Annotated in this window: 20 protein-coding genes; 16 read left to right on the forward strand and 4 right to left on the reverse strand. The window is 62.9% G+C overall.

The genetic code is table 11. From position 1 onward, the window contains the following. Positions 1–635 precede the first annotated feature (635 nt). The 3 genes from HWX91_RS04705 to HWX91_RS04715 all read left to right on the forward strand — a co-directional run bounded on the left by HWX91_RS04705 (position 636) and on the right by HWX91_RS04715 (position 3,092). Positions 636–791, forward strand: a complete 156-nt coding sequence (locus tag HWX91_RS04705; RefSeq protein ID WP_162181302.1) for a hypothetical protein — start codon at positions 636–638, stop codon at positions 789–791. Further along, complete coding sequence (locus HWX91_RS04710) at positions 788–1,486, forward strand: dienelactone hydrolase family protein (RefSeq protein WP_028197778.1); 699 nt, start codon at positions 788–790, stop codon at positions 1,484–1,486. The genes HWX91_RS04705 and HWX91_RS04710 overlap by 4 nt, the downstream gene beginning before the upstream one ends. A gap of 85 nt (positions 1,487–1,571) precedes the next feature. Further along, positions 1,572–3,092 (forward strand): amidase, encoded by a 1,521-nt coding sequence (locus tag HWX91_RS04715; protein ID WP_028197777.1) that lies wholly within the window; start codon positions 1,572–1,574, stop codon positions 3,090–3,092. Between the two features lie 200 nt (positions 3,093–3,292). Here HWX91_RS04715 and HWX91_RS04720 read toward each other — a convergent pair whose 3' ends face one another. The 3 genes from HWX91_RS04720 to HWX91_RS04730 form a co-directional block, all read right to left on the reverse strand. Further along, positions 3,293–3,604: a high-potential iron-sulfur protein gene (locus HWX91_RS04720; RefSeq protein ID WP_028197776.1), complete on the reverse strand. Its 312-nt coding sequence runs from the start codon at positions 3,602–3,604 to the stop codon at positions 3,293–3,295. Between the two features lie 201 nt (positions 3,605–3,805). After that, positions 3,806–4,912 (reverse strand): NAD(P)/FAD-dependent oxidoreductase, encoded by a 1,107-nt coding sequence (locus HWX91_RS04725; RefSeq protein WP_028197775.1) that lies wholly within the window; start codon positions 4,910–4,912, stop codon positions 3,806–3,808. A 436-nt stretch (positions 4,913–5,348) separates the two neighbouring features. Beyond that, the gene (locus HWX91_RS04730) at positions 5,349–6,326 is read right to left on the reverse strand and encodes an AAA family ATPase (RefSeq protein ID WP_028197774.1); all 978 of its coding nucleotides are present in this window, start codon (positions 6,324–6,326) and stop codon (positions 5,349–5,351) included. 268 nt (positions 6,327–6,594) lie between these two features. Between HWX91_RS04730 and HWX91_RS04735 the strand changes: the two genes are divergently transcribed. Further along, positions 6,595–7,098 carry a hypothetical protein gene (locus HWX91_RS04735; RefSeq protein WP_028197773.1) on the forward strand — a complete coding sequence of 168 codons (504 nt, stop codon included), beginning with the start codon at positions 6,595–6,597 and terminating at the stop codon, positions 7,096–7,098. Positions 7,099–7,202: 104 nt separating this feature from the next. Further along, positions 7,203–8,000, forward strand: coding sequence for an endonuclease/exonuclease/phosphatase family protein (locus HWX91_RS04740; protein WP_028197772.1), 798 nt, complete (start codon positions 7,203–7,205; stop codon positions 7,998–8,000). 13 nt (positions 8,001–8,013) lie between these two features. On the opposite strand, the gene HWX91_RS04745 is transcribed toward HWX91_RS04740, so the two are convergent. Beyond that, positions 8,014–9,003, reverse strand: coding sequence for an aldose 1-epimerase (locus tag HWX91_RS04745; RefSeq protein ID WP_042275671.1), 990 nt, complete (start codon positions 9,001–9,003; stop codon positions 8,014–8,016). A 338-nt stretch (positions 9,004–9,341) separates the two neighbouring features. Here HWX91_RS04745 and HWX91_RS04750 point away from each other — a divergent pair, with 338 nt between their 5' ends. From HWX91_RS04750 to HWX91_RS04800, 11 genes are all read left to right on the forward strand, one after another. Then, positions 9,342–10,394, forward strand: coding sequence for a LacI family DNA-binding transcriptional regulator (locus HWX91_RS04750; RefSeq protein ID WP_028197770.1), 1,053 nt, complete (start codon positions 9,342–9,344; stop codon positions 10,392–10,394). A gap of 111 nt (positions 10,395–10,505) precedes the next feature. After that, complete coding sequence (locus HWX91_RS04755) at positions 10,506–11,525, forward strand: ABC transporter substrate-binding protein (RefSeq protein ID WP_028197769.1); 1,020 nt, start codon at positions 10,506–10,508, stop codon at positions 11,523–11,525. A 435-nt stretch (positions 11,526–11,960) separates the two neighbouring features. Continuing rightward, positions 11,961–13,535: a sugar ABC transporter ATP-binding protein gene (locus HWX91_RS04760; RefSeq protein ID WP_169741871.1), complete on the forward strand. Its 1,575-nt coding sequence runs from the start codon at positions 11,961–11,963 to the stop codon at positions 13,533–13,535. After that, positions 13,525–14,568, forward strand: coding sequence for an ABC transporter permease (locus HWX91_RS04765; RefSeq protein ID WP_028197767.1), 1,044 nt, complete (start codon positions 13,525–13,527; stop codon positions 14,566–14,568). The genes HWX91_RS04760 and HWX91_RS04765 overlap by 11 nt, the downstream gene beginning before the upstream one ends. 21 nt (positions 14,569–14,589) lie before the next feature. After that, positions 14,590–15,549 carry an ABC transporter permease gene (locus HWX91_RS04770; protein ID WP_028197766.1) on the forward strand — a complete coding sequence of 320 codons (960 nt, stop codon included), beginning with the start codon at positions 14,590–14,592 and terminating at the stop codon, positions 15,547–15,549. Between the two features lie 424 nt (positions 15,550–15,973). Then, a complete protein-coding gene (locus HWX91_RS04775) occupies positions 15,974–16,744 on the forward strand; it encodes a ferredoxin--NADP reductase (RefSeq protein WP_007179649.1) in 771 nt (256 codons plus the stop codon). Between the two features lie 428 nt (positions 16,745–17,172). Beyond that, positions 17,173–18,033 carry a sensor histidine kinase gene (locus tag HWX91_RS04780; RefSeq protein ID WP_028197765.1) on the forward strand — a complete coding sequence of 287 codons (861 nt, stop codon included), beginning with the start codon at positions 17,173–17,175 and terminating at the stop codon, positions 18,031–18,033. Between the two features lie 10 nt (positions 18,034–18,043). Then, the gene (gene rqpR / locus HWX91_RS04785) at positions 18,044–18,700 is read left to right on the forward strand and encodes a response regulator transcription factor RqpR (RefSeq protein ID WP_028197764.1); all 657 of its coding nucleotides are present in this window, start codon (positions 18,044–18,046) and stop codon (positions 18,698–18,700) included. A gap of 284 nt (positions 18,701–18,984) precedes the next feature. Then, positions 18,985–20,376 carry a branched-chain amino acid transporter BcaP gene (bcaP, locus tag HWX91_RS04790; protein ID WP_028197763.1) on the forward strand — a complete coding sequence of 464 codons (1,392 nt, stop codon included), beginning with the start codon at positions 18,985–18,987 and terminating at the stop codon, positions 20,374–20,376. 1,350 nt (positions 20,377–21,726) lie between these two features. Further along, positions 21,727–22,245, forward strand: a complete 519-nt coding sequence (locus tag HWX91_RS04795; protein ID WP_028197762.1) for a (2Fe-2S)-binding protein — start codon at positions 21,727–21,729, stop codon at positions 22,243–22,245. A gap of 10 nt (positions 22,246–22,255) precedes the next feature. After that, positions 22,256–24,637 (forward strand): xanthine dehydrogenase family protein molybdopterin-binding subunit, encoded by a 2,382-nt coding sequence (locus HWX91_RS04800; protein WP_028197761.1) that lies wholly within the window; start codon positions 22,256–22,258, stop codon positions 24,635–24,637. Positions 24,638–24,657: the final 20 nt, after the last annotated feature.

The raw sequence follows: 24,657 nt of genomic DNA on the forward strand, positions 1-24,657 counted from the left end.
CAGCACGTTCACCGGACTGTTTGTGACAGGCGGCAAACCGTACTTGCGCGCAAGTGTAGGCCAACAAATTAAATTGTGGGACTTTTTTGAGGAAGTGGGATGAACACTAATAGCGTTTATCCACCAGGAGCCGATTCAAATCGGAAGGATAGGCTGGAAAGCACCAGCCCATGCGGGTTTCCGCCAGGTGAGCCGTTCGTCTAACAACACGCCCTAAAGCTTTTGGCGTGTTGAACCGTTAATGTTTCGAATAGGCTTTGTGCTTAAAAACGAGGCGCTCCGCAGTGTGCTGGGAGACGCCAGTGAACTAGTTTGAATCAAGCTTCGAAGGCCGCGATCCGCGTGGCCGCGCCCTGCCATTCCTCTGCGAGCCGCCGGACCCGTTCCGCGACCCTGAGACCTTCCCGCCGCTTCCGGGCAAGCGGCGCACCTCGATCTGACCATAGAGACAGATAGTCGCTTTTCTCCGCACGGCTCGCGATTTGCCGTAGTTCCTGCGTCAAGGCGTTTGCACCGGATAAGGCGCGACCTTATTCATCGACTCGCTCAAGCGCAGCATCAACGGATTGCATGTGAGCGCGAGAAAATGAATTATCAAGAATGTTTCAATCGCCTTACGAGATCAGCAGCGCACCATGAGCGCCGCAAGCGTCACCGGGCCACACTCGGGCTCGCTGCAGGGCGTTTCTTTTGATGGCAAACTGACCGGCCCGCTTCAGGCATTCACGCCTCCGGCATTCATTCAGACCGACCTCACGCATCAACGCACTGGTAAATGGAGAGCAACATGAGCACGACTTCCCGCTGGATCGACATTCCCGCCGGCAACGATAGTTTCGGCGGCTATCTGGCGCTGCCCAAAGGCGGCAAGGGACCGGCCGTCATCATCATCCAGGAAATTTTCGGCGTGAACAGCCATATTCGCTCGGTCGCGGATCAATACGCGCAAGACGGCTACGTCGCGCTCGCACCGGATGTATTCTGGCGCGTCCAGCCGCGCGTCGAATTGACCTACGACGGCGCGGATCGCACGAAGGGCATCGAGCTGATGCAGAAGACCAACGTCGAGCAGGCCGTGGCCGACATCGGCTCCGCGGCTGCGGCCTTGCGCGCCATGCCGGAAGTGACCGGCAAGATTGCGGCGATCGGCTTCTGCTTCGGTGGCCAGCTCGCGTATCTGGCGGCCGCGCAAGGCTCGCTCGACGGCGCGGTTGCGTACTACGGCGGCGGCATCCAGAACAAGCTCGAAGAGGCGGCGAAGATCAAGGTGCCAATGCAATTCCACTACGGCGAACTCGACGCGCATATTCCGTTGTCGGCCGTCGGCCAGATTCAGGAACGCTTCGCCGGGCGCACCGACGCGGAATTCAACATCTATCCGAACGCCGATCATGGCTTCAACTGCTCGGACCGCGCGTCATATAACCAGCACGCCGCGGCGCTCGCGCATGGCCGCACGCTGACCTTCCTTGGCGAGCGCCTGTAATTCACGGCAGGCTCGGAATGCCCGCTTGTAGTCCGAGGCTGCAACCGGCAAACTCGACATTCAAAATAGAGAGGGCCCTAGCGTCGTGCAATCAGACTATCTCGCCCATGACGCCATCGGCCTCGCCGAACTGGTTCGAAGCCGCGAAGCAAGCGCTCGCGAATTGCTGGACATCGCGATCTCCCGCACGGAGGCCGTCAATCCCGCGATCAATGCGATTGTTCTGAAGGACTATGACGCCGCGCGTCAGCGTGCCTCGCGCGATGACGCGAGCAGAACAGAACGCGCGAATCATCCGGACCGTGAAAGCGCGCAGGCAGCGCTCGCGGGCGTGCCCTTTCTGATCAAGGATCTGGGTGCGGCGGTGGCCGGCTTGCGCATGTCGATGGGCAGCCGCCACTATCGCCACTTCATCCCCACCGAGGACGCCCCGGTCGTCGCACTGGCGAAGGCGGCGGGCCTCAATATTTTCGCCAAGACCAGCACGTCCGAACTCGGCCAGATGCCTTATACGGAGCCCGAACTGTTCGGCCCGTGCCGTAATCCCTGGAGTCTCGATCACACGCCCGGTGGCTCGAGCGGCGGCGCGGCCGCGGCGGTCGCCGCGGGCATCGTGCCGCTTGCGCACGCGTCGGACGGCGGCGGCTCGATCCGCATTCCCGCGTCCTGTTGCGGACTATTCGGTCTCAAGCCTTCCCGCGGACGTGTGCCGCGCGCGGCGCCGACGGCGCCGGTCGGCGAACTCGGTGTCGATCATGCGGTATCGCGCAGCGTGCGCGACAGCGCATTACTGCTCGACCTGCTGGCGGGCAACGCCGATAGACCGCTCGGCGCGCCGGGCACTTTCCTTGGCGCAAGCCGCGAGCCGTGCAAGCCGCTGAACATTGCCTACGTCACCGATTCGATGCTGGCGCCTTCGCTCTCCACCGACTCGCGCGCCGCGCTCGAAGACGCCGCACAACTCGCCAGTTCGCTGGGACACAACATCGAGCCGGTATCGCTCGGGATCGATTTCGCGGCAGTCCGCCATGCGTTCCTGATGCTCTGGTCGGTGACGGCGGAAGAAATGGTGCTGAACGCCGACCGCATCACGGGCCGCAAACCGCTGCGCGGCGAATTCGAGATCTCGACATGGGCCATGGCGCATGTCGGCCGCAAACTTGGCGAACGTGGCCTGCCGAGCGCACTGGAAGAACAACGCCGTATCACTGAACGCCTTACCGATTTGCTGAACCGCTACGACGCGCTTCTGTGTGCGACGCTTGCGGGCGCGCCGATCAAGATCGGCGAAATGCACCCTACCTCCGCGGAACGCATGCAGATGCGCGCCGTCACGGCCATGCCGCTCGAACCGCTGATGAAGAAGCTGTTGACCGAAGCGTCGAACAAGGCGTTCGCGTGGGCGGGATGCACGGAGCTGTTCAATCTGAGCGGACAACCGGCGATGTCGGTGCCGCTCTACTGGAACGCGCGCGGGTTGCCTATCGGCGTGCAGTTCGCCGCACGCAACGGCGGTGAAGCAACGCTGTTGCGGCTAGCCGCGCAGCTCGAAACGGCTCGGCCATGGTTCGACAGGCGGCCGCCGCTGATGCAGGCACGCAGCTAGACGAGGAGGCGGCTCGCGGCGTATCGGCCCAGTCGGGCCGCTTCATTCGCCTGACCGCAAAGGTCGGCAGATCGCTCACCAACGAAAAAGGCGTCTGCCGCGCAGAGCGGCAGACGCCTCGATGATCGGACCGTAGCCCGGCGCTGCCATGTTGCAGCGCATTGGCCGCGCCACTGAATGTGCGCGCGGCTGAAACGAAATCAGGCCTTCTTGTTATATGCGCTGCACCAACCCTTGCTCGCGACCTGCTTGCCCGCGAACATCGGGCAGCCCGCGTACGGGTCGGTCGGCTTGCCTTGATAGAAGCTGCAGTTGCCGCAATCCTGGCCGGCTGCATACTTCGCGAACTTCGCCTTGTCGACTTTGCTTGCGTCCGCCTTATAGCCGAGCGCCTGAGCGGTCGGATCGGTTTCGGCAACCTTCGGTGCGTCGGCGAAGGCCTGGCGCGACAACGCGAGAGTCGATGCCACGCCAATGCTGGTGATCAAAAACGTACGACGGGAAGATTTCATGGGGGACTCACTCCATTTATATTGAACTGATCGCCGTTCTGGTGACAGCGGTCCCCAAGGATAGCAATGAAGCCGTTACGCGTGACGACCCAAATGATAGAGATAAGCGAATCGGTACGACACCGCGCCCGAAAATCGAGCGCGGGGTGCCGGTTAATCGCATGAGCGTGAGAATCTGAGTGAAAACCCGAAGTGCGACGATTAGGCGCGCCCGCTCAATTCGCAAACGCGTTGCGCAATTGCCAGCGAGGCGGTCAATCCCGGTGACTCGATACCGAACAGATTGACGAGCCCGCGCACGCCATGAGCGGCCGGCCCCTGAATCACGAAATCGGCGGCGGGCTCGCCTGGGCCGGAAAGCTTCGGACGAATTCCCGCATAAGCGGGCTGCAGCGCATGGTCGGGAAGCGCGGGCCAGTACGCGCGAATCGCCGCGTAAAAGGCATCCGCGCGATGCGGGTCGACGTCGTAATTGATCGCATCGACCCATTCGACGTCCGGACCGAAGCGCGCCTGGCCACCGAGATCGATAGTCAGATGCACGCCGAGCCCGGCTTCGTTCGGCATTGGATAAATCAGCCTGCTGAACGGTGCGCGCCCCGAGATGCTGAAGTAGTTGCCGCGCGCGAGATAAAGCGGCGGCACATGGCGCGCATCGAGGCCGCGAATCGTGCGGGCCAGCGCGTTCGCCTGCAAACCGGCGCTGTTGATCACGCAGGCAGCGCTGATCGTGGTCGGCGCACTGCCGCCCACCTTGATGATGAAGCGGCCGTTGCTCGCCTCGATCGCCTCGACCGGCGCGTGGAACGCACACACCGCGCCGTCGCGCTCGGCGTCGCCCTGTAGCGCCAGCATCAACTGATGACTATCGACGATGCCTGTCTGCGGCGAAAACACCGCCTCCACACATTCGAGCGCGGGTTCGAGCGCTTGCGCCTGATCGCCGTTGATCCGCATCAGGTCGAGCACGCCGTTCTCGCGCCCTTTCGCCATGATGCTTTCGAGCTGAGGAATCTGATTGCGCGAGGTGGCCACCAACAGTTTGCCGCAGCGTGAATGCGGCACGTTGTGCTCGGCGCAGTATTCGTAGAGCATCTCGCGGCCGCGCACACAGAGCGCCGCTTTTAGCGAGCCGCGTGGGTAGTAGATCCCCGCGTGAATCACTTCGCTATTGCGTGAACTGGTGCCCACACCGATCGCCTCGGCCGCTTCCAGTACGATCACTTCGCGCCCGCGCGCCGCGAGGGCACGCGCCACGGCGAGGCCAATCACGCCTGCGCCGATCACTACACATTCGATCTGATCCATGTCCCTTGACGCGGCCAACCTTGCCGCGCGCTGCCTCGTTCACCCGATAACCATGAAGACAGGGTGCGGCTATCGAGAACCGCACACCGCTCGCTGTCGAACGCTCCTGGCCTTCCGCAACCGTCTGGAAACATTGCACGACGCTGCACAGACACAAATGCCCGCAGTCGGAACTGCGGGCATTCGGTCTCGAACAGGTCTAAAACGCATGCTTCGGACAGGATCAGTGTACGCCGCCGACGGCAGCCGCGCTCGACTCTTCATGCGGGCCGGATGCACAACGGCGGCGCGGACGGCATGTGCCACGACGCAATCGCACCTCGTAATTAGCAACAATTGCCGAAGCATTCACCTTATTTTCGGTATGGATACCCGATTTGCAACCTCAATAAACTCCGTTGAAGGGGGTTTTCACACAAAAACGGCGCAAAAAACCTCAAAAACCGATCGGTTTTCGGCGATTTCCGTAATCCAGCCTGATATCGCTGGCTTCAATTCCATCGCGCCCGTCAATGCGCGCCGCGCCGAAGCCATTCAGAATCGCCCGCCGCATTTCACGGGGCGACGCCAGCTTCAGCGCATCGAGCGCGGCGTCGCCGAGGGTTTCCGGAAAGCGCAGCCCCCAGTTATGCGCCGAGCGAATCTCGTGATAGATCGATTGGGCGATACGGCGCGCGCCGTCGTGATCCGGCGGCGGAATCTCGTACACGTTCATCCGGTTCAGAATCGGCTCGGGGATCGAGCGCTCGTCGTTCGCCGTCGCAATCCAGATTACGTGGCCGGCATTGATCGGGATCTCGGCGAATTCGTCGATAAAAGCCTGTGCCGTGTCGTGTTCCAGCAGCGCGTAAAGCGCGCCGAGCGGATCGTATTGCGAATCGCCGGTGGCCTTGTCGATTTCGTCGACCGTGATTACGGGGTTCGCGTAACTGCCGTTCACGAGCGCATCGAACACCTTGCCCGGCTTGGCGTTCTTCCATTGCGACGAGGCACCCGACAAAATCCACCCTGCCGTCAACGAACTCATCCCAACATACTGGTAGGCGGTACCGAGCAGGCGCGCCAACTGCTTGGCAAAGTGAGTCTTGCCGATGCCCGGGTCGCCCAGCAGCAGGATCGGCATGAGTTCGAGACGGTCCTCGGTTTCAAGACACAAGGCGACCTGCTTGCGGATGTCGTCGAGTGGCGCTGAAAAATTGGGCAGAGCGTCGATCAGATCGTCGATCGAGGGCATCCGGTTCGGCTTGACGCAGAAGCGCAGATTGCCGGTTTTCAGCATCTTTTCGTATGTGGCGCGCAGTGCCTCGTTCGCGCCTTCACCGAGATCGTTCAGTGCGTGCTCGACCTGATCGAGGTCGTACACCTGGCTGAAAGATGCTACGGCGATTTCCTGTTTGACCATGGCTGTTGTCATCGCTCACCCCGTCTGGCTGGCCTTGCTGCTACGGCGCCTGATGGGCGCCGTTCCAGGTTCAGTGTAGCGATGACATATTCGTGTGCAAGCCAGCAGTCGTGCGGCTCTGCTGCTAACAACGGCTTGTTTTCGGTGATACCTTGCCCCACCTGAAATACTGTATTGCTGAACCCGGCCCTGTTTGAAATGTCAGAAAGGCGTTCAGCGCATCAGGCGTAAGATGGCCTTCTGTCTAACCTGCCGGATGCAGTGACCGGAGATTTTGTTTATGTGGAAAACCAGTATCGCCGCGGTGCTGACCGCCGCGCTGTTCGGCACCTCACTGCTTGCCAACGCGCAAGGGTCGGCGCAGCAGGTCGTGCAATGGCAGCTGCAGGTCATGCGCGACGGCCAGCAGATCGATTCGTTCGACGGCACTACGACCGTCGGCCAGGCGCGCACGGACACGCATCACAAGGTGGTGCAGCACAACGTCGGCTGTAAAGACCAGCCTGGCGGCAGCATCGATCTGGCGCGCACGCTGACGGTCTCGCCGCTGCGGGCGGATGCGAGCGCGGTCACGTTGTCAATCGACGCGCAGGAAACGTTCGAGGAAGACGCCCCGCAGCAGACCGACACCGGCTGCAAGCTGCCGCCGCAACCGCGTCAGGTGAGCGCGAGCCATCCCGGTCTGACAGTGCCGGCCGGCCAATGGGCCACCTGGACGATCGTCGACAAGGATCCGAAGCTGGTCTATCGCGTGCGTGCGAGCCTTGCAAACAGTCCTGATTAGACCCGAGCCTGCGCTGGAGCAGTCGCACCAGCGCAGGTCCAGGCAACCTCGAGCAAACTCAAGCGAACAACCGAAGCCTCAACAGAACACGTGGACAACGCGGCATGCGAAACCCAGAAGAATTGATCCGCGAGAGCGCAGCGCCCAAGGATTTCATTGCGGTGAGCTGGAATCTGCACAAAGGCCGCACACCGCTCGGTTTTCAGGCCTGGCAGGCCATGCAGCGCTGGGTTCAGTCGACCCGCGCGGACGCGTATTTTTTACAGGAAGCGATGGCGCGACGCATGCCCTCGCCGATGCTGGCGAGCAGTTTCGGCTCGCCGCTCGCCGATCCATTAAGCGATGTCTGGCATTGCCAGGCCACTGAGATCGCACGCGCGGCCGAACTCGAAATTGCGCTTGGACCGAACGTGTTCAAGCCGTCATGGCGGCATGGCAATGCGATTCTGTCGCCGCATCCGCTCGACCTCGGCGGACGCTGGGATATCTCCGCGCACCGCTTCGAAAGGCGCGGGCTGCTGGTGGCGCGAGCCACCTTCGGCGGTCATTCGGTCACGCTGCTGTGCGCGCATCTCGCGCTCACGCGCTCGGCGCGCTTGCGGCAGATGAACTGGATCGCGCACTGGATCGCGAAAGAAGCACCGGACGGTCCGCTGGTGCTGGCCGGCGACTTCAACGACTGGCGCAACGACTCTGTGCCGCTCTTCGCCGAACACGGTCTGCAGGAAGTGGCCACATTGCTCGGCGAATCCGCTCGCACGTTCCCGGCCTTCTCGCCAGCGCTCGCGCTCGACAAGATGTTCGTGCGTGGAATGCAACCGGTCGAATGGATCCAGCCGACGCAGGAAACCGCGTGGCTCTCGGATCACCTGCCGTACATGGCGCGGTTGCGGGTGGAGTGAGCCCCGCTCCGAACTAGCCCTTGCGCGGCGTCCAGTTCAGCGCCGCGGCAATCTCCTCGCCTGGCTGCATCACGCAGCCGCCCACGTGCTCCCGCATGCCGACCGCGTTGAAACAATCGGTGGTGTTGGTCACCGGTTCCACGCACAGTTGCGTATCGTTGGCGGGCGCGAACACCACCATATGATTGAAGGGCGCGTCGGCGGTCATCGTCAATTGACGGTGTTCGTCGGGCCACGCAATCGTCGCCTCGCGCGACCAGTTGGCGAAGTTGTTGTCGAGCGCGAACGCATCCGGCGACATGCCGTGACGCAGCGCCTCGACCGCCGGGTGCGGACCGAGATGCGTGGGCAGCACGTCCGCGTCCGCGTGCCACATGCCTTGCACATTGGCGTAGACACGTGTCTGCGCAGTGCGCGGATAGTACGGATGATGGCCCATGCCGAACGGCATCGGCCGCTCACTCAGATTCTGCGCGGACATCGCGATACGCAGCGCGCCGCCGATCAACTCGATGTGTTGCCGCGCGCGATAACGGAACGGCCAGTCACCGGGCCGCTGCGAATCCGGCTCGTGTTCGAAGTGCAACTCCACCGAGCGCTCCGTGCTCGCCCCTACCTGCCAGGGACTCCGCCACGCATTGCCGTGCAGCGCGTGCGCAAAACGCTTGTCACTGCCGTTCAGATCGACCGTGACGCCGCCGAACTGAAAGCGCGCGTCGCGAATCCGGTTGCAGTAGGGAAAAAGCGGGAAGCTCGCCATGCGCAGCGGATCGCGTTCGTCGAACGCTCCCTGCGTGGCTGGCCGCAGCCAGTGCAGCAGGCCTGCGGGCGTCGACTCGTAATAAGCTGCCAGCGCGCCGCCGATTTCAGGCGCGACCACCACGCGTGTGGCGCCTGAAGTCAGCGTGACAAGCGTCGGCGCGATCGCGGGGTCGTCGAGCCACGTGAGCTCGGTGAGTTCATGGCCGAAGGGCCGGACCGGATTCAAGGAAACGTCGCGCATGGTCAGAAAAGGCCGGGCCTCAGGCGGATGGCGGCATGAACGCCCATCAATGTCTCCTATGGCATGCCGCGCACAGCGCGCAGCCGGCGAACCATCAAGGTTCGCGCGACCGAGAATCGCACGCCAAAGCACATCGGTCAATATTATTAGTAATAAATTTGTCTAATTTGACCCGTCCACGTGCTGCTAGAAGCTCCCAAATGGCGGGTTAGCGCGCGTTGCTGCGTGCATATTATTAGTGGTACCGTCGCACCACGAATGCCACCGGCATGCCCCTGTTTTTGCGCCGCTGCAACGCGGCCCGCACAATGAAAAAATCGACTCAACGCCGTCCGACCATGACCGACATCGCCAAGCTCACCGGCGTGTCGCAATCCACGGTCTCGCTGGTCCTGAACAACGCGACCGGCGCAAAATTCTCCGAGACCACCCGCAACAAGGTGCTGAAGGCCGCGCACGACCTCGGCTACCGGCTTTCGCTGCGCGAGCCGGTGTCGGCTTCGAACGACGAGCGCAACCTGATCGTCTATCTGGCCGACGAGATCTCCACCAGTCCACATCCGGTCGTCAACATCGACGGCGCGCGCGATGTGGCTTATGCAAACGGCAAGATGCTGGCCGTCTACTCGACGCACGGCAACGCCGACATCGAAAAGCAGGTGCTCGACGCCACACTGTCAAACCCGCACGTATTCGGCGTGATCTACGCGACCGTCTACACCCGCAAGGTCACACTGCCCACGGCGCTCTCGCAGGTGCCCACCGTATTGCTGAACTGCTATACGAGCGAAAGCGCGGTGTCGTCGGTGGTGCCCGCCGAGGTCGCGGGCGGCCATCTGGCGACCGACTATCTGCTGCAGGCGGGACATCGGCGGATCGGCTACATCAACGGCGAGCCGTGGCAGGACGCCTCGAAAGACCGTCTGAAGGGCTATCGCACCGCCCTCGCCACCGCCGATCTGCCGTTCGCGCCGGAACTGGTGCGCGACGGCGACTGGAGTTCGGGGCTCGGCTTCGAAATGACCCTCTCCCTGATGCGCGAAGCCCATCCGCCGACCGCGATCTTCTGCGCCAACGACCTGACCGCGCTGGGTGCGATCGAAGCGCTCAAGCAACTCGGCCTGCGCGTGCCCGAAGACATTTCCGTGCTCGGCTACGACGACCAGGAAATTGCCCGTCACACGCATCCGCCGCTGTCGACGGTGGTGCTGCCGAACTATGAACTGGGACGCTGGGCCGTCGAAACCTTGCTGCAGGAAGAACACAACCGCGCGGCCGGCGCACCGGTGCGGCACCGGCTGGTGAAACTCGACGGACCGCTCATCGAGCGCGGCTCGGTCAGGGTAATTACCGAGGCAAAAAAGCCGGCAATTAATATTATTAGTGATTGACCGATAATAATTCTCGATGAAATAATCGGCACGTGCGGTCGGGGTGAAGCAACCCCGCCGCCAGGAGAAACACTAAAAGCAAATACATCTCATCGGTACTGGAGGAAGACAATGGCGTCGCTCAACACGCAGTCGCGCAAGCACGTGCGCAAGCAACAGATTCGTCCGCTGGCAGGTTCGCTGCTGGCTCTGGCAATCGGGTTCGGCGTCGCCACTGCGCACGCCGACGACGCGTTGCCGAAGTTGCCCAACAAGACCCCGCTGAAAGTCGGCTTCGCGCAGACCGAAAGCAACAATCCGTGGCGTCTCGCGGAGACCAAGAGCTTCAAGGACGTCGCCGCGAAGTGCGGCTGGCAACTGGTCATGACCGACGCCAACAGCTCGAACGCGAAACAGGTATCGGATATCCAGAACATGATCGCGCAGCACGTCGATCTGCTGGTGTTCCCGCCGCGCGAAGAAAAGCCGCTCGCGCCGGTCGTGCTGCAGGCCAAGAAGGCCGGCATTCCGGTAATCCTGGTCGACCGCGACGTCGACCAGTCGGTCGCCAAGGCGGGCCGCGACTACATCACCTTCATCGGCTCCGACTTCATCGATCAGGGCCATCGGGCCGCCAACTGGCTGGTCAAGGCCACCGGCGGCAAGGCGAAGATCATCGAACTCGAAGGCACCACCGGCGCGTCGGCTGCGAACGATCGCAAGAAGGGCTTCGACGAAGTCATCGCGAAGAATCCAGGCATGACGATCATCGCCTCGCAAAGCGGCGACTTCGCGCGCGACAAGGGACGTCAGGTCATGGAAACGCTGTTGCAGGCACATCCCGACGTGACCGCCGTCTACGCGCATAACGACGAAATGGCGCTCGGCGCGATCGCCGCGATCAAGGCGGCCGGCAAGCAGCCGGGCAAGGACATCCAGATCGTCACGATCGACGGCACCAAGGGCGGCATGGATGCAATCGCCGCCGGTGAACTCGGCGCAAGCGTGCAATCGAGCCCGTTCTTCGGCCCGCTCGCCTGCGACGTCGCCCAGCGTTACGCGAAGGGCGAAAAGATCCCGACCTGGGTCAAGGTGTCGGACCGCTTCTACGACAAGAGCAACGTGCAGCAGAACATGCAGTACGGCTATTGATACGCGGCTATTGATCGACAGGCGCGCCGTCGTACACGCGGTTATGCAGCTTGAGGACTATGCCTGAACGGCGTGGCCCACGCGCTCCATACCGCGCGGCAAGCCTCTTCAGGGCAGTGCCCGCAGGACGTCCCCGCTCCGGATCAGTCTCCTCGGGGAGCGGGTGGCGAGAAGGGTTCGGAGCGACGCGCTCGTGGCAGCACGGGTCGTCGCTTCGCTTTTCATGAGCCGCCGCTTGACTTTGGTGCGGCGTAATATGGTTCGGCGAGACCGTCGGCATAGCGCCCGAACGAATGGTCACAGCGGCTCACATGTGCGTCCCACGCTGCAAGCTCAGCCGGCACGTGAAGCAGCACACGCATCAGGAGGACATCCGTGACGGAATCCGGCACGCAGACGCCACACGCCCCCCTCACCCGCACGCCGCTACTGGAGATGCAGGATATCGGCATCAGCTTCGGCGGCGTACCCGCGCTGCGCAGCGCCAAGCTGAGCGTGGCGGCCGGCGAAGTGCACGCGCTGATCGGCCAGAACGGCGCCGGCAAATCGACCATGATCAAGATCCTGACCGGCGCTTATCGGCGCGGCTCGGGCAGCGTGAGCTTCGAAGGCCGCGAAGTCGATTTCCGCACCCCGAAACAGGCACGCGAAGCGGGCATCAGCACCATCTATCAGGAGATCAACCTGGTGCCGTTTCGCTCCGTGGCGGAGAACATTTTCCTCGGCCGTGAGCCGCGCCGTTTCGGTCTGATCGACTGGCGCGCGGTGCATACGCGCGCCGCCGCCCTGCTCGAATCGTTCGGCTTGCAGATCGATGTGAAGAAACCGGTCGGCCGCTATTCGACCGCGATCCAGCAGATGGTGGCGCTGGCGCGCGCCGTCTCGTCGGATGCGAAGATGGTCATCATGGACGAGTCCACCTCGTCGCTCGATGAACGCGAAGTGGAACTGCTCTTCACCGTGGTGCGCAAGCTGCGCGACGACGGCCGCGCGGTGATCTTCGTCTCGCACCGGCTCGATGAACTGTACGCGCTGTGCGACCGCGTCACCGTGATGCGCGACGGCCAGACGGTCGTGCAAAGCACGATGGCGGAGATGGACAAGCTGCAACTCGTCACGACGATGCTCGGCCGCACCCTCGCCGCCGTCGTGCAGGAAGATGCCGCCGCGCGCGAGGCGAATCTCGCGCGGCGCGGCAAGCAGGCGATCGCCGCGGTGCATCTGGGCACGCATCCCAAGGTGAGCGATGTGTCGCTCGAAGTGCATGCGGGCGAGGCGGTCGGTCTCGCGGGCCTGCTCGGCTCGGGCCGCACCGAAACCATGCGCCTGATGTTCGGCGCCGATCCGCTTGAACAAGGCTCGTTGTCGATTGGCGGCGAGGCGGTGGCATTGAAATCACCACAGGATGCCATCGCGCGCGGCCTCGCATACCTCACCGAGGACCGCAAGGCCGAAGGCATCGTTCCCGAACTCTCGGTGCGCGACAACCTCACGCTCGTCTGCTTGCGCGCGCTGGCGAAGAACGGCGTGGTGGACGTGAAGAAACAGCAGGCGATTGTCGGGCGTTTCATCGCGTCGCTCGGCATCAAGCTGCGCTCGGCCGATCAGCCGATTCGCGAATTGTCCGGAGGTAATCAGCAGAAGGTCCTGCTCGCCCGCTGGCTCGCCGCTGAGCCTTCGCTGCTGCTGCTCGACGAGCCGACGCGCGGCATCGACGTCGGCGCGAAAGCCGACGTCGCGAAGATCGTGCGCGAACTGCGCGATGCGGGCCTTGCCGTGCTGCTGTCCGCTTCCGAGCTCGAGGAACTGACCGCCGTGGCCGACCGCGCGGTGGTGATCCGCGACGGCCGCACGGTCGCCGAACTGAACGGCGCCGACATGAGCGAGACCGCGATCATGGACGCCATCGCCTACGGCAGCGACGGCCAGTCGCAACTGGTCGAAGCCGCGCAAACGGCAAACGCCGCCCATATCGAAGACGCGTTGGAGGGCGACCGTCATGGCGCTTAAGTTGCACACCGAGTCGTTGCATACGCAGCCCACCCAAGCCTCGCAGCCGATACCGCTGCCGGATAACGCAGCGCCGCGCGCCACGGCGGCCTCGACAGTGAAGAAATGGCGGCACCTCGCCATGCAACGCGAAGTGATCGTGCTGCTCGCGATGGTGCTGTTCAATCTGATCTTCACCCCGCACTTCTGGTCGCTGCAAACCTTCAACGTCAACATGACGCAGGTGGTGACGATCGTGATCGTCGGCATCGGCATGACGCTGGTGGTGGCGACCGGCGGCATCGACCTATCGGTGGGCGCGTCGATGGCGATCTCGGGCGCGCTCGCACCGATGCTGTTCCTGAACATTCCCGGACCGGGCGGCATTGCGCTCGCGTTCGTGCTGCCGGTGCTGGCGGCAGCCGCGTGCGGCGTCTTCAACGGCTTGCTGGTGACGAGGCTATCGGTCCAGCCGATTGTCGCGACGCTGGTGCTGTTCATCGCCGGGCGCGGCATCGCCCAGGTCGTCACCGACGGCAGCCTGCAGGCGTTCAATACGCCCGCCTTCCAGTGGATCGCCCTGGGCAAGGTCGCCGGCGTGCCGTTTCAGGTATTGCTGATGCTCGCGCTGGTCGTGCTGTTCGCATGGATCGTGCGCAAAACGCTGTTCGGCCAGTATCTGCTGATCACCGGCGGCAACGAAAAGGCCGCCTACCTGTGCGGGGTGCCGACGGCCAACGTGAAGCTCATCGCCTACACGCTATGCGCCGCGCTTGCGGGGCTGGCCGGGCTGATCTCGATCTCGGTGAATTCGTCGTCGGATGCGAACGTGGTGGGACTCGGCGTCGAACTCGACGCGATCGCCGCGGTGGCGGTCGGCGGCACGGCGCTGACGGGTGGCAAGGCGTACATCGGCGGCACGCTGATCGGCGCGCTGATCATCCAGATGCTGCGCTATACGCTGCTCGCGCACGGCATTCCCGACGCGGCAGCGCTGGTGGTGAAAGCCGGCATCATCATCGCGGCGGTTTATGTGCAGCGGCGCTCACGGTAAGACACTTCCGGATTCGATGCGATGAAAAAGAACCTCCCCATCCTGATCGCCCTCGTCGCGCTCGTCGTGCTCGGCCTCGTGCGTTACGACCATTTCGGTTCGGCCTACAACATCACCTCGTTCTGGCGCTACAACTCGATGTTCGCGCTGATCTCGATCGGCATGGCCTTCGTCATCATCACGGGCGGGATCGATTTGTCGGTCGGCACGGTGGCCGCTCTGGCCAGCGTCGTCGCCGCGTTGACCAGCGTGTACGGCGGCTGGGTCGCCGTTCTGGCCGGTTGTGCGGCGGGCGTGGCCGTCGGCGTGCTCAACGGTCTGATCATCACGCGACTGAAAATCCTGCCCTTCATCGTGACGCTCGCCACCAGTCTCGGCGCGCACGGCGTCGCGCTGCTGCTCGGCAAGAACGATGCTGTGTCGATTGCCGCCGACTCGAACTTCGGCAACTTCGGTCAAGGCGATCTGTTCGGCCTGCCGATCCCGGGGATTGTGGCGGTGGTGGCGGCGGTAGCCGGCTGGCTCGCGCTGCGCAGCACGCGCTTCGGGCGGCATTCGCTGGCCATCGGCGGCAGCGACGAAGCGGCGCGGCTGATGGGCCTGAACGTCGACCGCACGCTGGTGATGGCTTACGCAGTCAGCGGCCTGCTCGCCGGCATGGCCGGCGTCATCCTCGCCGCGCAGTTCGGCGCGGGACAGCCGAACGAAGGCGTCGGCTGGGAATTGTTCGCGATCTCGGCGGTGGTGCTCGGCGGCACTTTGCTCACCGGTGGCGAAGGCTCGATTGCGATGACGATCGCCGGTGTGCTGCTGCTCGGACTGGTGTTCAATCTGCTGAATTTCGAGAATGGGCTTGGGTTCATCAGCCTTTCGGCGTACTGGCAATCCGTGATTCGCGGGGTTTTCCTGCTGCTGGTGATCGTGCTGCAGGCAAGGGTCCTGAAGCAGCGCGGCAAGAAGCGTGTGACGGCCCCGGCCTGACCGGCGACGCGCCGCGCGCGGTGCTTTGCCAGTTTTATCAGCAGGGTCAATGCTGCGGTGCACGGCAGGTTTCGGTATCATCCTGAAAATGTTGCCCGCGCGGCGCGCCTATCCGGCGCATGCCGGACAACCGGTGGCAGCCGCCCAGCGCGGTTTGCGCCCGTCGCCGTACCCCTGCTGAAGCGCGGATACCACCACGCCAACGTACTTCGTGGCGCCAATCGTGACTACTGCCGGCGCCGCCGCTTCCAGGTCCGGTAATCCGCTTCACCGCGCTAAACCGCCGCGCCGCAGCCCTCTGGCAGCGAGCGCGGTAAAATAGCAGATTGCGCGTGATTCCCGAGCTCGGGTTAGCGCAGCATTGCCCTTGCCGTGCCGGCCGGCTCTAACGACTGGCCGCCTTTTTCGCACTATCCAAGAAGCCATGAGCAACCTGAATTCACAAACCGTCCTGAGCGTCCATCACTGGACCGATACGCTTTTCAGCTTCACCTGCACGCGCGATCCGTCGTTCCGATTCGAAAACGGCCAGTTCACGATGGTGGGCCTCGAAGTGGACGGCAAGCCGCTGATCCGCGCCTACAGCCTTGCGAGCGCGAACTATGAAGAGCACCTCGAATTCCTGAGCATCAAGGTGCAGGACGGCCCGCTCACGTCGCGTTTGCAGCATTTGAAGGTCGGCGACGAAGTCCTGATCGGCAAGAAGCCGGTCGGCACGCTGATGGCCGACAACCTGCTGCCGGGCAAGACGCTGTGGCTGCTGTCCACCGGCACCGGCCTCGCGCCGTTCATGTCGATCATCAAGGATCCGGACATTTACGACCGCTATGAGCGCGTGGTCCTGACCCATACCTGCCGTTTCGTCGACGAACTGGCATACAAGGAATACATCACGGACCACCTGCCGGCGCACGAGCATCTGGGCGAACTGGTGCAGGAAAAGCTGCTGTACTACCCGACCGTGACGCGCGAAGCGTTCCAGAACCGCGGCCGCATCACCGAACTGATCGAAACCGAAAAACTGTTCGCCGACCTCGGTGTGCCGGGCTTCTCGCTCGAAAACGACCGCGTGATGCTGTGCGGCAGCCCGCACATGCTGCGCGACACGCGCAAGCTGCTCGACGACCTGGGCTTCCAGGAAGGCAGCAACAATGCGCCGGGTCACTACGTGGTCGAAAAGGCGTTCGTGGGTTAAGCGGACACCTGGATCGAGCGGCCAGCGCCGCGCATCAGCAAAAAGGAGCCTCCGGGCTCCTTTTTTGTTGCACGGTTACAAATGAGTGCCATTGTTTTAACATTTGGCGTCGGTATTATTCCTACAGATCGACCGTTGCAGAACATCAACCATTGCGTGAAATATACGCGCTAACCCTTGGTGTACCTGCATTTTTTCTTTTTTTAAGATATCATCGCGGCGCACGATCGGTCGGTTTGCACACCATCCGTGGCACGACCTGCATGTTACTGAATGTAAATTTCGTTACGCCACAGCGTAGCAATTTGTCCGTCGCGCACAACGCTTCAAAGACATCACTGGAGGCCAGAGACTCGCATGCGTTCTTTTGTCTTCGCGCCGATGCGCACCCGCTTCGCCGGCCACACTGCTTCCTGAGAGGGAAAGTCATGGATACGTCGGTTGTCGTCCCGGCTGTTGCCCCGGTTATCGTCCCGTTTGGCACTCACACTACGCCCTCACTCGCTCACGCCGCGCCGCAATCCGCTGCTGAGCGCGAACTCGCGCTGCTGCGCGCGCGCGTGCGCGAACTGTCGGCCGAACTCGTTCAGGCGCAGGAAGCGGCTTGCCGCCATGTCGCGCGCGAACTGCACGACGGCGTGGGCGCCGAGCTGACCGCGACGCGTTTCGCCCTTGCCGGCGTCGAAACCTGGCTGCCCGCCGATGCGCCGCAGCAATGCGCCGCGGCGCTGGCCGTTGCGAATCGTTCGCTCGACGCCGTATGCGCCGCCAGCCGCCAGGCCGTCGCGGAACTGCATGCACCGTCGCTCGAAGCGGGGATTGCCGGCTCGCTGTTGCAATGGATTCGCGACTTCGCCGCACGCACTAACCTGCGCACGAGTTTCGTCTGCGCCGCCGACGCACGGCTCGCGCGCCTGCCCACCGACGCTGCGCTGGCCGTGTTTCGGGTCGCCCAGGAAGCATTGAACAACATCGCGAAGCATGCGCGCGCCGAATCCGCCGACGTGCGGATCGAAACCGGCCGCCGTCACCTGACGCTGATCGTCAGCGACGACGGCATCGGCGTGACGCGCAACGCGCGCGACCGTCGCGGCCACTTCGGCCTGAGCGGCATGCAGGCGCGCTGCGCGGCTTTCGACGGCACGCTGCGCATCAGCGCCCGGCGGGTGGCGTCGCGCCGCAACGACAGCGGTGAAACGTCGCGCGGCACGCTGGTACGCGCACGCTTTGCGTGGGATGCGATGCTGGCGAGCGCACCGGGCGCTACGCGTCGCGCGCTGCAATCGTGAGCACGCCATCATGAGCCTGCGCATTCTGCTCGCCGACGACCATGCGGTGGTTCGCCAGGGCGTCCGCCAGTTGCTGCTCGACCGCGGCATCGCGCGCGAAGTCACCGAGGCGCAAAGCGGCGCCGAGGCGCTCGACGCCGTCGCCCAGCACAGCTACGACGTCGTGCTGCTCGACATTTCGCTGCCCGACATGAACGGCGTCGAAGTGCTCAAACGCCTGAAACGCAAGGCGCCGCGCGTCGCCGTGCTGATGTTCTCGATGTACCGCGAGGACCAGTACGCCGTGCGCGCGTTGAAAGCGGGCGCCGCCGGCTACCTGTCGAAAACCGTCGATGCCGCGCAGATGATCGGCGCAATCCAGCAGGTCGCGGCGGGCCGCAAGTACGTCAGCCCGGCCATGGCCGAAGCGCTGGCGGACTATGTCTCTTTCGACGGCGAACAATTGCCCCACGAAAAGCTCTCGGACCGCGAATACCAGACGCTATGCATGCTGGCGTCCGGCAAGCGGCTGACGGACATTGCCACGACGTTATCGCTGTCGGTGAAGACAGTCAGCGTGTACCGCACACGGCTGCTCGAGAAGATGAAGCTGCGCAATAACGCCGAGTTGACCTTTTATGTGATGAGCAACCGCCTCGTCGACCTGAATCCGGCGATGGCCGGCTGAGGCTTTTCTTCGGCGCTCGCTGCAGAGCATGCGAGCGCTACGGGCAGAACGACGAGAGAGCTATTCCCATCCTGATTGGCGGCGCAGCGGGCGAAAATCTTTCCCCCGCGCGGCTTCTTCAGACAAATGCCTCGCCCGGCACCCGTTCCTCAAGTATTTTCCGCCCGCCGCATCGCCGCCAGAAACACCGTCCCAAAATGGTGCGTGAGCGCGCATCCGCTAAAATCGAGGGTTTTCCGACATTCGGCGCGCAAGATGCGTGCACTACTGGAGACCCACCGCCAATGTCCCTGTTTCGCAAGAAGAACGTCGAGCACATGATCGCCGCGAGCGTTCAGAACGCCGGCCTGAAAAAAGCGCTTGGCGCGCTCGATCTGACTTTCCTTGGCGTCGGCGCGATTATCGGCACCGGCATTTTCGTGCTGACCGGCACGGGCGCCGTTCAGGCCGGCCCGGCGCTGATGGTGTCGTTCCTGATCGCGGCGGTTGCCTGCGGTTTCGCTGCGCTCGCCTATGCCGAGTTTGCGTCGACCATACCGGTCGCGGGTTCTATCTATACGTATTCATACGCGACGCTCGGCGAACTGGCTGCGTGGATCATCGGCTGGGACCTGATGCTCGAATACGGGCTGGCGACGTCGGCGGTATCGGTCGGCTGGTCGGGTTATCTGCAATCGCTACTGTCGGGTTTCGGCGTGAGCCTGCCCGTTGCGCTGACCGCGGCGCCAGGCGCGTTGCCGGGGCACGAGACACTGTTCAACCTGCCGGCTTTCCTCGTGATGATGGCGATTACGGCGTTGCTGTCGATTGGCGTGCGTGAGTCTGCGCGAATCAACAACATCATGGTGGCGATCAAGGTGACTGTGGTGCTGCTGGTGATCGGCGTGGGCGTTTTCCACGTGACGCCGGCGAACTGGCATCCGTTCATGCCGAACGGCTGGAACGGCGTGTTCGGCGCGGCGGCGGTGATGTTCTTTGCGTTTATCGGGTTCGATTCCGTGTCGTCCGCGGCGGAAGAAGTGAAGAATCCGAAGCGTGATTTGCCGATCGGGATTATTGCTTCGCTGGGTGTGTGCGCGGTGCTGTACGTCGCTGTGGCGGCTGTGGTGACCGGCATTGTGCCGTCGGCGCAATTCGCGAATATTTCGCATCCGGTGTCGTATGCGTTGCAGGTAGTGGGCGAGAAGTGGGTCGCGGGATTTATCGACCTTGGCGCCGTGCTGGGCATGCTGACGGTGATTCTGGTGATGGCCTATGGCCAGACGCGGGTCATTTTCGCGATGTCACGGGATGGCTTGTTGCCTGCGAAGCTTTCGAAGGTGCATCCGAAGTTTGCTACGCCGTTCTTTACGACTTGGCTGGTGGGGATTTTCTTTGGGTTGATTGGCGCGCTGGTGCCGTTGAATGTGTTGGCTGAGTTGATCAACATCGGCACGTTGGCCGCGTTTTCGATGGTGTCGATTGCGGTTCTGGTTTTGCGTAAGACGCATCCGGAGTTGCCGCGGGCGTTCCGGTGTCCGGGTGTGCCGGTTGTGCCGGTGTTGGCGGTCGCCTCTTGCCTGTTCTTGATGGTTAATCTTCAGGCGGTGACCTGGATCGCGTTTGTGGTTTGGTTGCTCATTGGGATGGTGATTTATTTTGGGTATTCGCGGCGGCATTCCAAGTTGGCTAAGTGAAGATTGAGTTGTTTGCCTAGGCGGCTGGCGGTTTTTTTTGGGGCGTTGCCGGGTAGTTGGTTGTTGGTGGTGCGCTTTTGGCTTTTTTGCTGGGTTCGTGGGCTGTATGGGGCTGGTTGTTGGCTCTTTTGGCCTTTCCTTGCTGTGTTAGTGGTCTATTAGCGTTGCCCCTGTGCGGGGCGGCACTTACTTTCTTTGCCGCCGCAAAGAAAGATAAGCAAAGAAAGCGGCTTCACCCCGCCAGCTCATAAGCGGGTCCCCCGCACAGTAGCGGTAGTGGTGCATCTGGAATCTGTCGCCTCGCACACTTCGCCTTAGTGACAAGGCAGTCATACCTCCGGCGGCGCTGCGCGCGCCGATACCCCGTTCCCATCCCCACCCGCTACGACTTCCCCCCGATCCGCCCACTGCGGTTTCGCGCCTTGATCCGCCCGCTGCGGTCTCGCGCCTTGATTCGCCCACTGCTGTTTTCGCGCCTTGATTCGCCCACTGCGGTTTTCGCGCCTCGATTCGCCCGCTGCGGTTTTCGCGCCTCGATTCGCCCGCTGCGGTTTTCGCGCCTCGATTCGCCCGCTGCGGTTTTCGCGCCTCGATTTGTCCAGATTGGGACTCGTCGGCGCATCGCTGTCACCAGGCCGCGGCCTCGCTTTCCCGGTTGCCCCGGTTCTCTGCTCGCTGTTGCCCCGCCGCTGCCCCGCTGCTGCGAGCGCAACCGCGGCAGCGAAAGCGAAAGCAACACACCGACATTTCCCAAGTGGGGTTGGCCAATCAGAGCGGGGGCATCTCGCCGAGGCGAAGCCGACGGCTCCCACTGTGCGAAGCGAAGCTGCTGGTTTCCCTGGCAGACCCGTCCGCGACGCACGCAGTGCGGAGTGGGAGCTGATGAGCGCCTTGTCGCTGACGCGGAGTGCGCGGGAACACAGATTCCAGATGCACCACTACCCTCTCCAATCCAGGGGACCCGCTTAAGAATTAGCGGTGTGAGCCGCTTTCTTTTGCCTACTTTTCTTTGCGGCCGGCAAAGAAAAGTAGGTGCCGCCCCGCACAGGGGCAACGCTAATAGACCACTAACAATTCAAGGAAAGGCCAAAAAGACCAAAAGACCAACACCAGAACAAACCACGAAAACAGCAAACAAACCCCAAATTCCAGATCAACACCAAACCCACCGCAGGCACACAACCCAATAGCGCCCCCACCCGATTTGTGCTTTACTTTTCGGCAGACCCATAAAAAAACCCCAACCGCAAAAGCGGCCAAGCTTGCAGTCCCCACATCGGACCCTACGGAACAGGCAGCTGAAGGCAGGAAAAACAAAGGTCCGGTCTCACCCCATAAGGAGACAGCTTCATGGCGATCAGCATCAGTCTGACGGTGAACGGCGCGCCCATCAGCGCCTCAATCGACCCTAACACCCTGCTTGTCCAGTTCCTGCGCGATCAACTTCGCCTAACAGGAACGCACATCGGCTGCGACACCGCCCAGTGCGGCGCATGCACGGTCCACCTGAACGGCCGCGCCATCAAATCCTGCAATATCCTCGCGGTCCAGGCCGAAGGCGCGGACGTGACCACCATCGAAGGTCTCGGCAAAGACGGCGCACTGCACCCGATGCAAACCGCCTTCAAACACTGCCACGGCCTGCAGTGCGGTTTCTGTACGCCCGGCATGGTGATGAGCGCGGTCTCGCTCGTCGAGCGTCAACCCAATCTCACGGGCGACGACGTGCGGGCCCAACTCGACGGCAACCTCTGCCGCTGTACGGGATATCACAACATCGTCAAAGCAGTGCTCGAAGGCGCCGACGGCATGAAGTCCGCCGGTACGGCCACCGCCGCAGCAGCGGCCACCGCGCCCGCCACCGCCTGAGGAGACGACGATGAACGCACCCGACACCCATTTCATCGGCACCTCCGTCGAACGTAAAGAAGACTATCGGTTCCTCACCGGCAACGGTCAGTACACCGACGACGTCGTCCTGCCGCAGCAAACCTACGCAGTGTTCCTGCGCTCGCCGCACGCACACGCAAAAATCAACAGCATCGATGTCACGGCCGCCAAACAGTCGCCCGGCGTCATCGCGATCTTCACGGGCGCGGACATGGCCGCGGACAACGTCGGCGGACTGCCGTGCGGCTGGCTGATTCACAGCACCGACGGCAAGCCGATGAACGAGCCGCCTCATCCGATCATCGCGCATACGAAAGCGCGCCACGTCGGCGACCAGGTCGCGCTCGTCATCGCCGATTCGATCAAGGCCGCGAAAGACGCCGCCGAACTGATCGAGGTCGATTACGACGTGCTGCCGGCCGTGGTCGACACCGCGCACGCAGCCGATCCGGGCCAGCCCGCAGTCCACGACGAAGTGCCGGATAACGTCTGCTACAACTGGGGCCACGGCGACAAAGCCGCGACCGATGCCGCTTTCGCCAAAGCCGCGCACGTCACCACGCTCGACATCGTCAACAACCGCCTCGTCCCGAATGCGATCGAGCCGCGCGCGGTCAACGCCAGCTATTCGGCACAGGACGACAGCTACACGGTCTACGTCGCGAACCAGAATCCGCACGTGGAACGCCTGTTGATGGCCGCTTTCGTGCTGTCCTTGCCGGAATCGAAATTACGCGTCATCGCGCCGGATGTCGGCGGCGGTTTCGGATCGAAGATTTTCCTGTACGCCGAAGACGTCGCGCTAACGTGGGCGTCGAAGAAGATTCGCCGGCCGGTCAAATGGACCGCGGAACGCTCGGAAGCGTTCGTATCAGACGCGCACGGCCGCGATCATGTGACCAAGGCCGAACTGGCAATGGACGCCGACGGCAAATTCCTCGGCATGCGCATTCATACGATCGCCAACATGGGCGCGTATCTGTCGACCTTCGCGTCGAGCGTGCCGACCATCCTGTACGCCACGCTGCTCGCCGGTCAGTACACCACGCCCGCGATCTACGCCGAGGTGAAAGCGGTCTTCACCAACACCGTTCCAGTCGACGCCTACCGCGGCGCCGGCCGTCCGGAAGCAACGTACGTGGTCGAGCGTCTGGTCGAAACCGCAGCACGCGAGATGAAGCTCGATCCCGCGGAAATCCGCCGCCGCAATTTCATCCGTTCATTCCCGTACGCGACGCCAGTCGGCCTCACGTACGACACCGGCGACTACGACGCCACACTGGACCGCGCGCTCGAACTCGCGGACGTGAAAGGCTTCCCGGCGCGCAAGCAGGAATCCGAAAAGAACGGCAAGCTGCGTGGCCTCGGCTACTCGTGCTACATCGAAGCCTGTGGCCTGGCGCCGTCGAACATCGCCGGGGCATTGGGCGCGCGCGCCGGGCTCTTCGAAGTCGGCCAGATTCGCGTGCATCCGACGGGTTCGGTCACCGTGTTCACCGGCTCCCACAGTCACGGCCAGGGACATGAGACGACCTTCGCGCAAGTGGTCGCGGACCGGCTCGGTATTGCGCTGGAAAGCGTCGAGATCGTGCATGGCGACACCGGCCGCATTCCGTTCGGCATGGGCACCTACGGCTCGCGCTCGATCGCGGTGGGCGGCTCGGCGATCATGAAGGCGCTCGACAAGATCGAAACCAAGGCGAAGAAGATCGCCGCGCATTTGCTGGAAGCCGCGGCGGAAGACATCGAGTTCAAGGATGGCGTGTTCCGCGTCGCGGGCACAGATCGGACCAAGGCATTCGCCGAGATTTCACTCGCCGCCTACGTGCCGCACAACTATCCGCTCGACGTGCTCGAACCGGGTCTCGACGAGAGCGCGTTCTACGATCCGAGCAACTTCACGTATCCGGCGGGTTCGTACGTCTGCGAGATCGAGGTCGATCCGCAGACGGGCGTGTGCCGCATTCAGCAGTTCACCGCGGTCGACGATTTCGGCAACGTGATCAATCCGATGATCGTGGAAGGCCAGGTGCACGGCGGACTCGCCCAAGGCATCGGCCAGGCGATGCTGGAGCGCTGCGTGTACGACAACGAGAGCGGTCAGTTGCTATCCGGTTCCTACATGGACTACGCGATGCCGCATGCGTCCGATCTGCCGAACTTCACCGTCGAAACCGCGAAAGGCACGCCATGCACGCACAATCCGCTCGGTGTGAAAGGCTGCGGCGAGGCGGGCGCCATCGGCTCGCCCCCGGCGGTAATCAACGCGATCCTCGACGCCCTCGCGCCGCTCGGCGTGACCGACCTGCAGATGCCGGCGACACCGCATCGCGTGTGGTCCGCGATTCAAGCTGCCAAACAACCCCACTAAGATCCTGAGCGGAGCATTCG

It is taken from the genome of Paraburkholderia fungorum (assembly GCF_902833645.1).
Taxonomy (GTDB): domain Bacteria; phylum Pseudomonadota; class Gammaproteobacteria; order Burkholderiales; family Burkholderiaceae; genus Paraburkholderia; species Paraburkholderia fungorum.

What these genes read in the sequence shown, in the direction of transcription:
- bcaP (WP_028197763.1), top strand. Translation starts at nt 18,985, where the DNA reads ATGTCCCTGTTTCGCAAGAAGAACGTCGAGCACATGATCGCCGCGAGC.
- HWX91_RS04705 (WP_162181302.1), top strand. Translation starts at nt 636, where the DNA reads ATGAGCGCCGCAAGCGTCACCGGGCCACACTCGGGCTCGCTGCAGGGC.
- HWX91_RS04720 (WP_028197776.1), bottom strand. Translation starts at nt 3,604, where the DNA reads ATGAAATCTTCCCGTCGTACGTTTTTGATCACCAGCATTGGCGTGGCA.
- HWX91_RS04800 (WP_028197761.1), top strand. Translation starts at nt 22,256, where the DNA reads ATGAACGCACCCGACACCCATTTCATCGGCACCTCCGTCGAACGTAAA.
- HWX91_RS04760 (WP_169741871.1), top strand. Translation starts at nt 11,961, where the DNA reads ATGCAGGATATCGGCATCAGCTTCGGCGGCGTACCCGCGCTGCGCAGC.
- HWX91_RS04745 (WP_042275671.1), bottom strand. Translation starts at nt 9,003, where the DNA reads ATGCGCGACGTTTCCTTGAATCCGGTCCGGCCCTTCGGCCATGAACTC.
- HWX91_RS04710 (WP_028197778.1), top strand. Translation starts at nt 788, where the DNA reads ATGAGCACGACTTCCCGCTGGATCGACATTCCCGCCGGCAACGATAGT.
- HWX91_RS04780 (WP_028197765.1), top strand. Translation starts at nt 17,173, where the DNA reads ATGGATACGTCGGTTGTCGTCCCGGCTGTTGCCCCGGTTATCGTCCCG.
- HWX91_RS04750 (WP_028197770.1), top strand. Translation starts at nt 9,342, where the DNA reads ATGACCGACATCGCCAAGCTCACCGGCGTGTCGCAATCCACGGTCTCG.
- HWX91_RS04740 (WP_028197772.1), top strand. Translation starts at nt 7,203, where the DNA reads ATGCGAAACCCAGAAGAATTGATCCGCGAGAGCGCAGCGCCCAAGGAT.
- HWX91_RS04775 (WP_007179649.1), top strand. Translation starts at nt 15,974, where the DNA reads ATGAGCAACCTGAATTCACAAACCGTCCTGAGCGTCCATCACTGGACC.
- HWX91_RS04765 (WP_028197767.1), top strand. Translation starts at nt 13,525, where the DNA reads ATGGCGCTTAAGTTGCACACCGAGTCGTTGCATACGCAGCCCACCCAA.
- HWX91_RS04795 (WP_028197762.1), top strand. Translation starts at nt 21,727, where the DNA reads ATGGCGATCAGCATCAGTCTGACGGTGAACGGCGCGCCCATCAGCGCC.
- HWX91_RS04735 (WP_028197773.1), top strand. Translation starts at nt 6,595, where the DNA reads ATGTGGAAAACCAGTATCGCCGCGGTGCTGACCGCCGCGCTGTTCGGC.
- HWX91_RS04730 (WP_028197774.1), bottom strand. Translation starts at nt 6,326, where the DNA reads ATGACAACAGCCATGGTCAAACAGGAAATCGCCGTAGCATCTTTCAGC.
- HWX91_RS04755 (WP_028197769.1), top strand. Translation starts at nt 10,506, where the DNA reads ATGGCGTCGCTCAACACGCAGTCGCGCAAGCACGTGCGCAAGCAACAG.
- HWX91_RS04725 (WP_028197775.1), bottom strand. Translation starts at nt 4,912, where the DNA reads ATGGATCAGATCGAATGTGTAGTGATCGGCGCAGGCGTGATTGGCCTC.
- rqpR (WP_028197764.1), top strand. Translation starts at nt 18,044, where the DNA reads ATGAGCCTGCGCATTCTGCTCGCCGACGACCATGCGGTGGTTCGCCAG.
- HWX91_RS04770 (WP_028197766.1), top strand. Translation starts at nt 14,590, where the DNA reads ATGAAAAAGAACCTCCCCATCCTGATCGCCCTCGTCGCGCTCGTCGTG.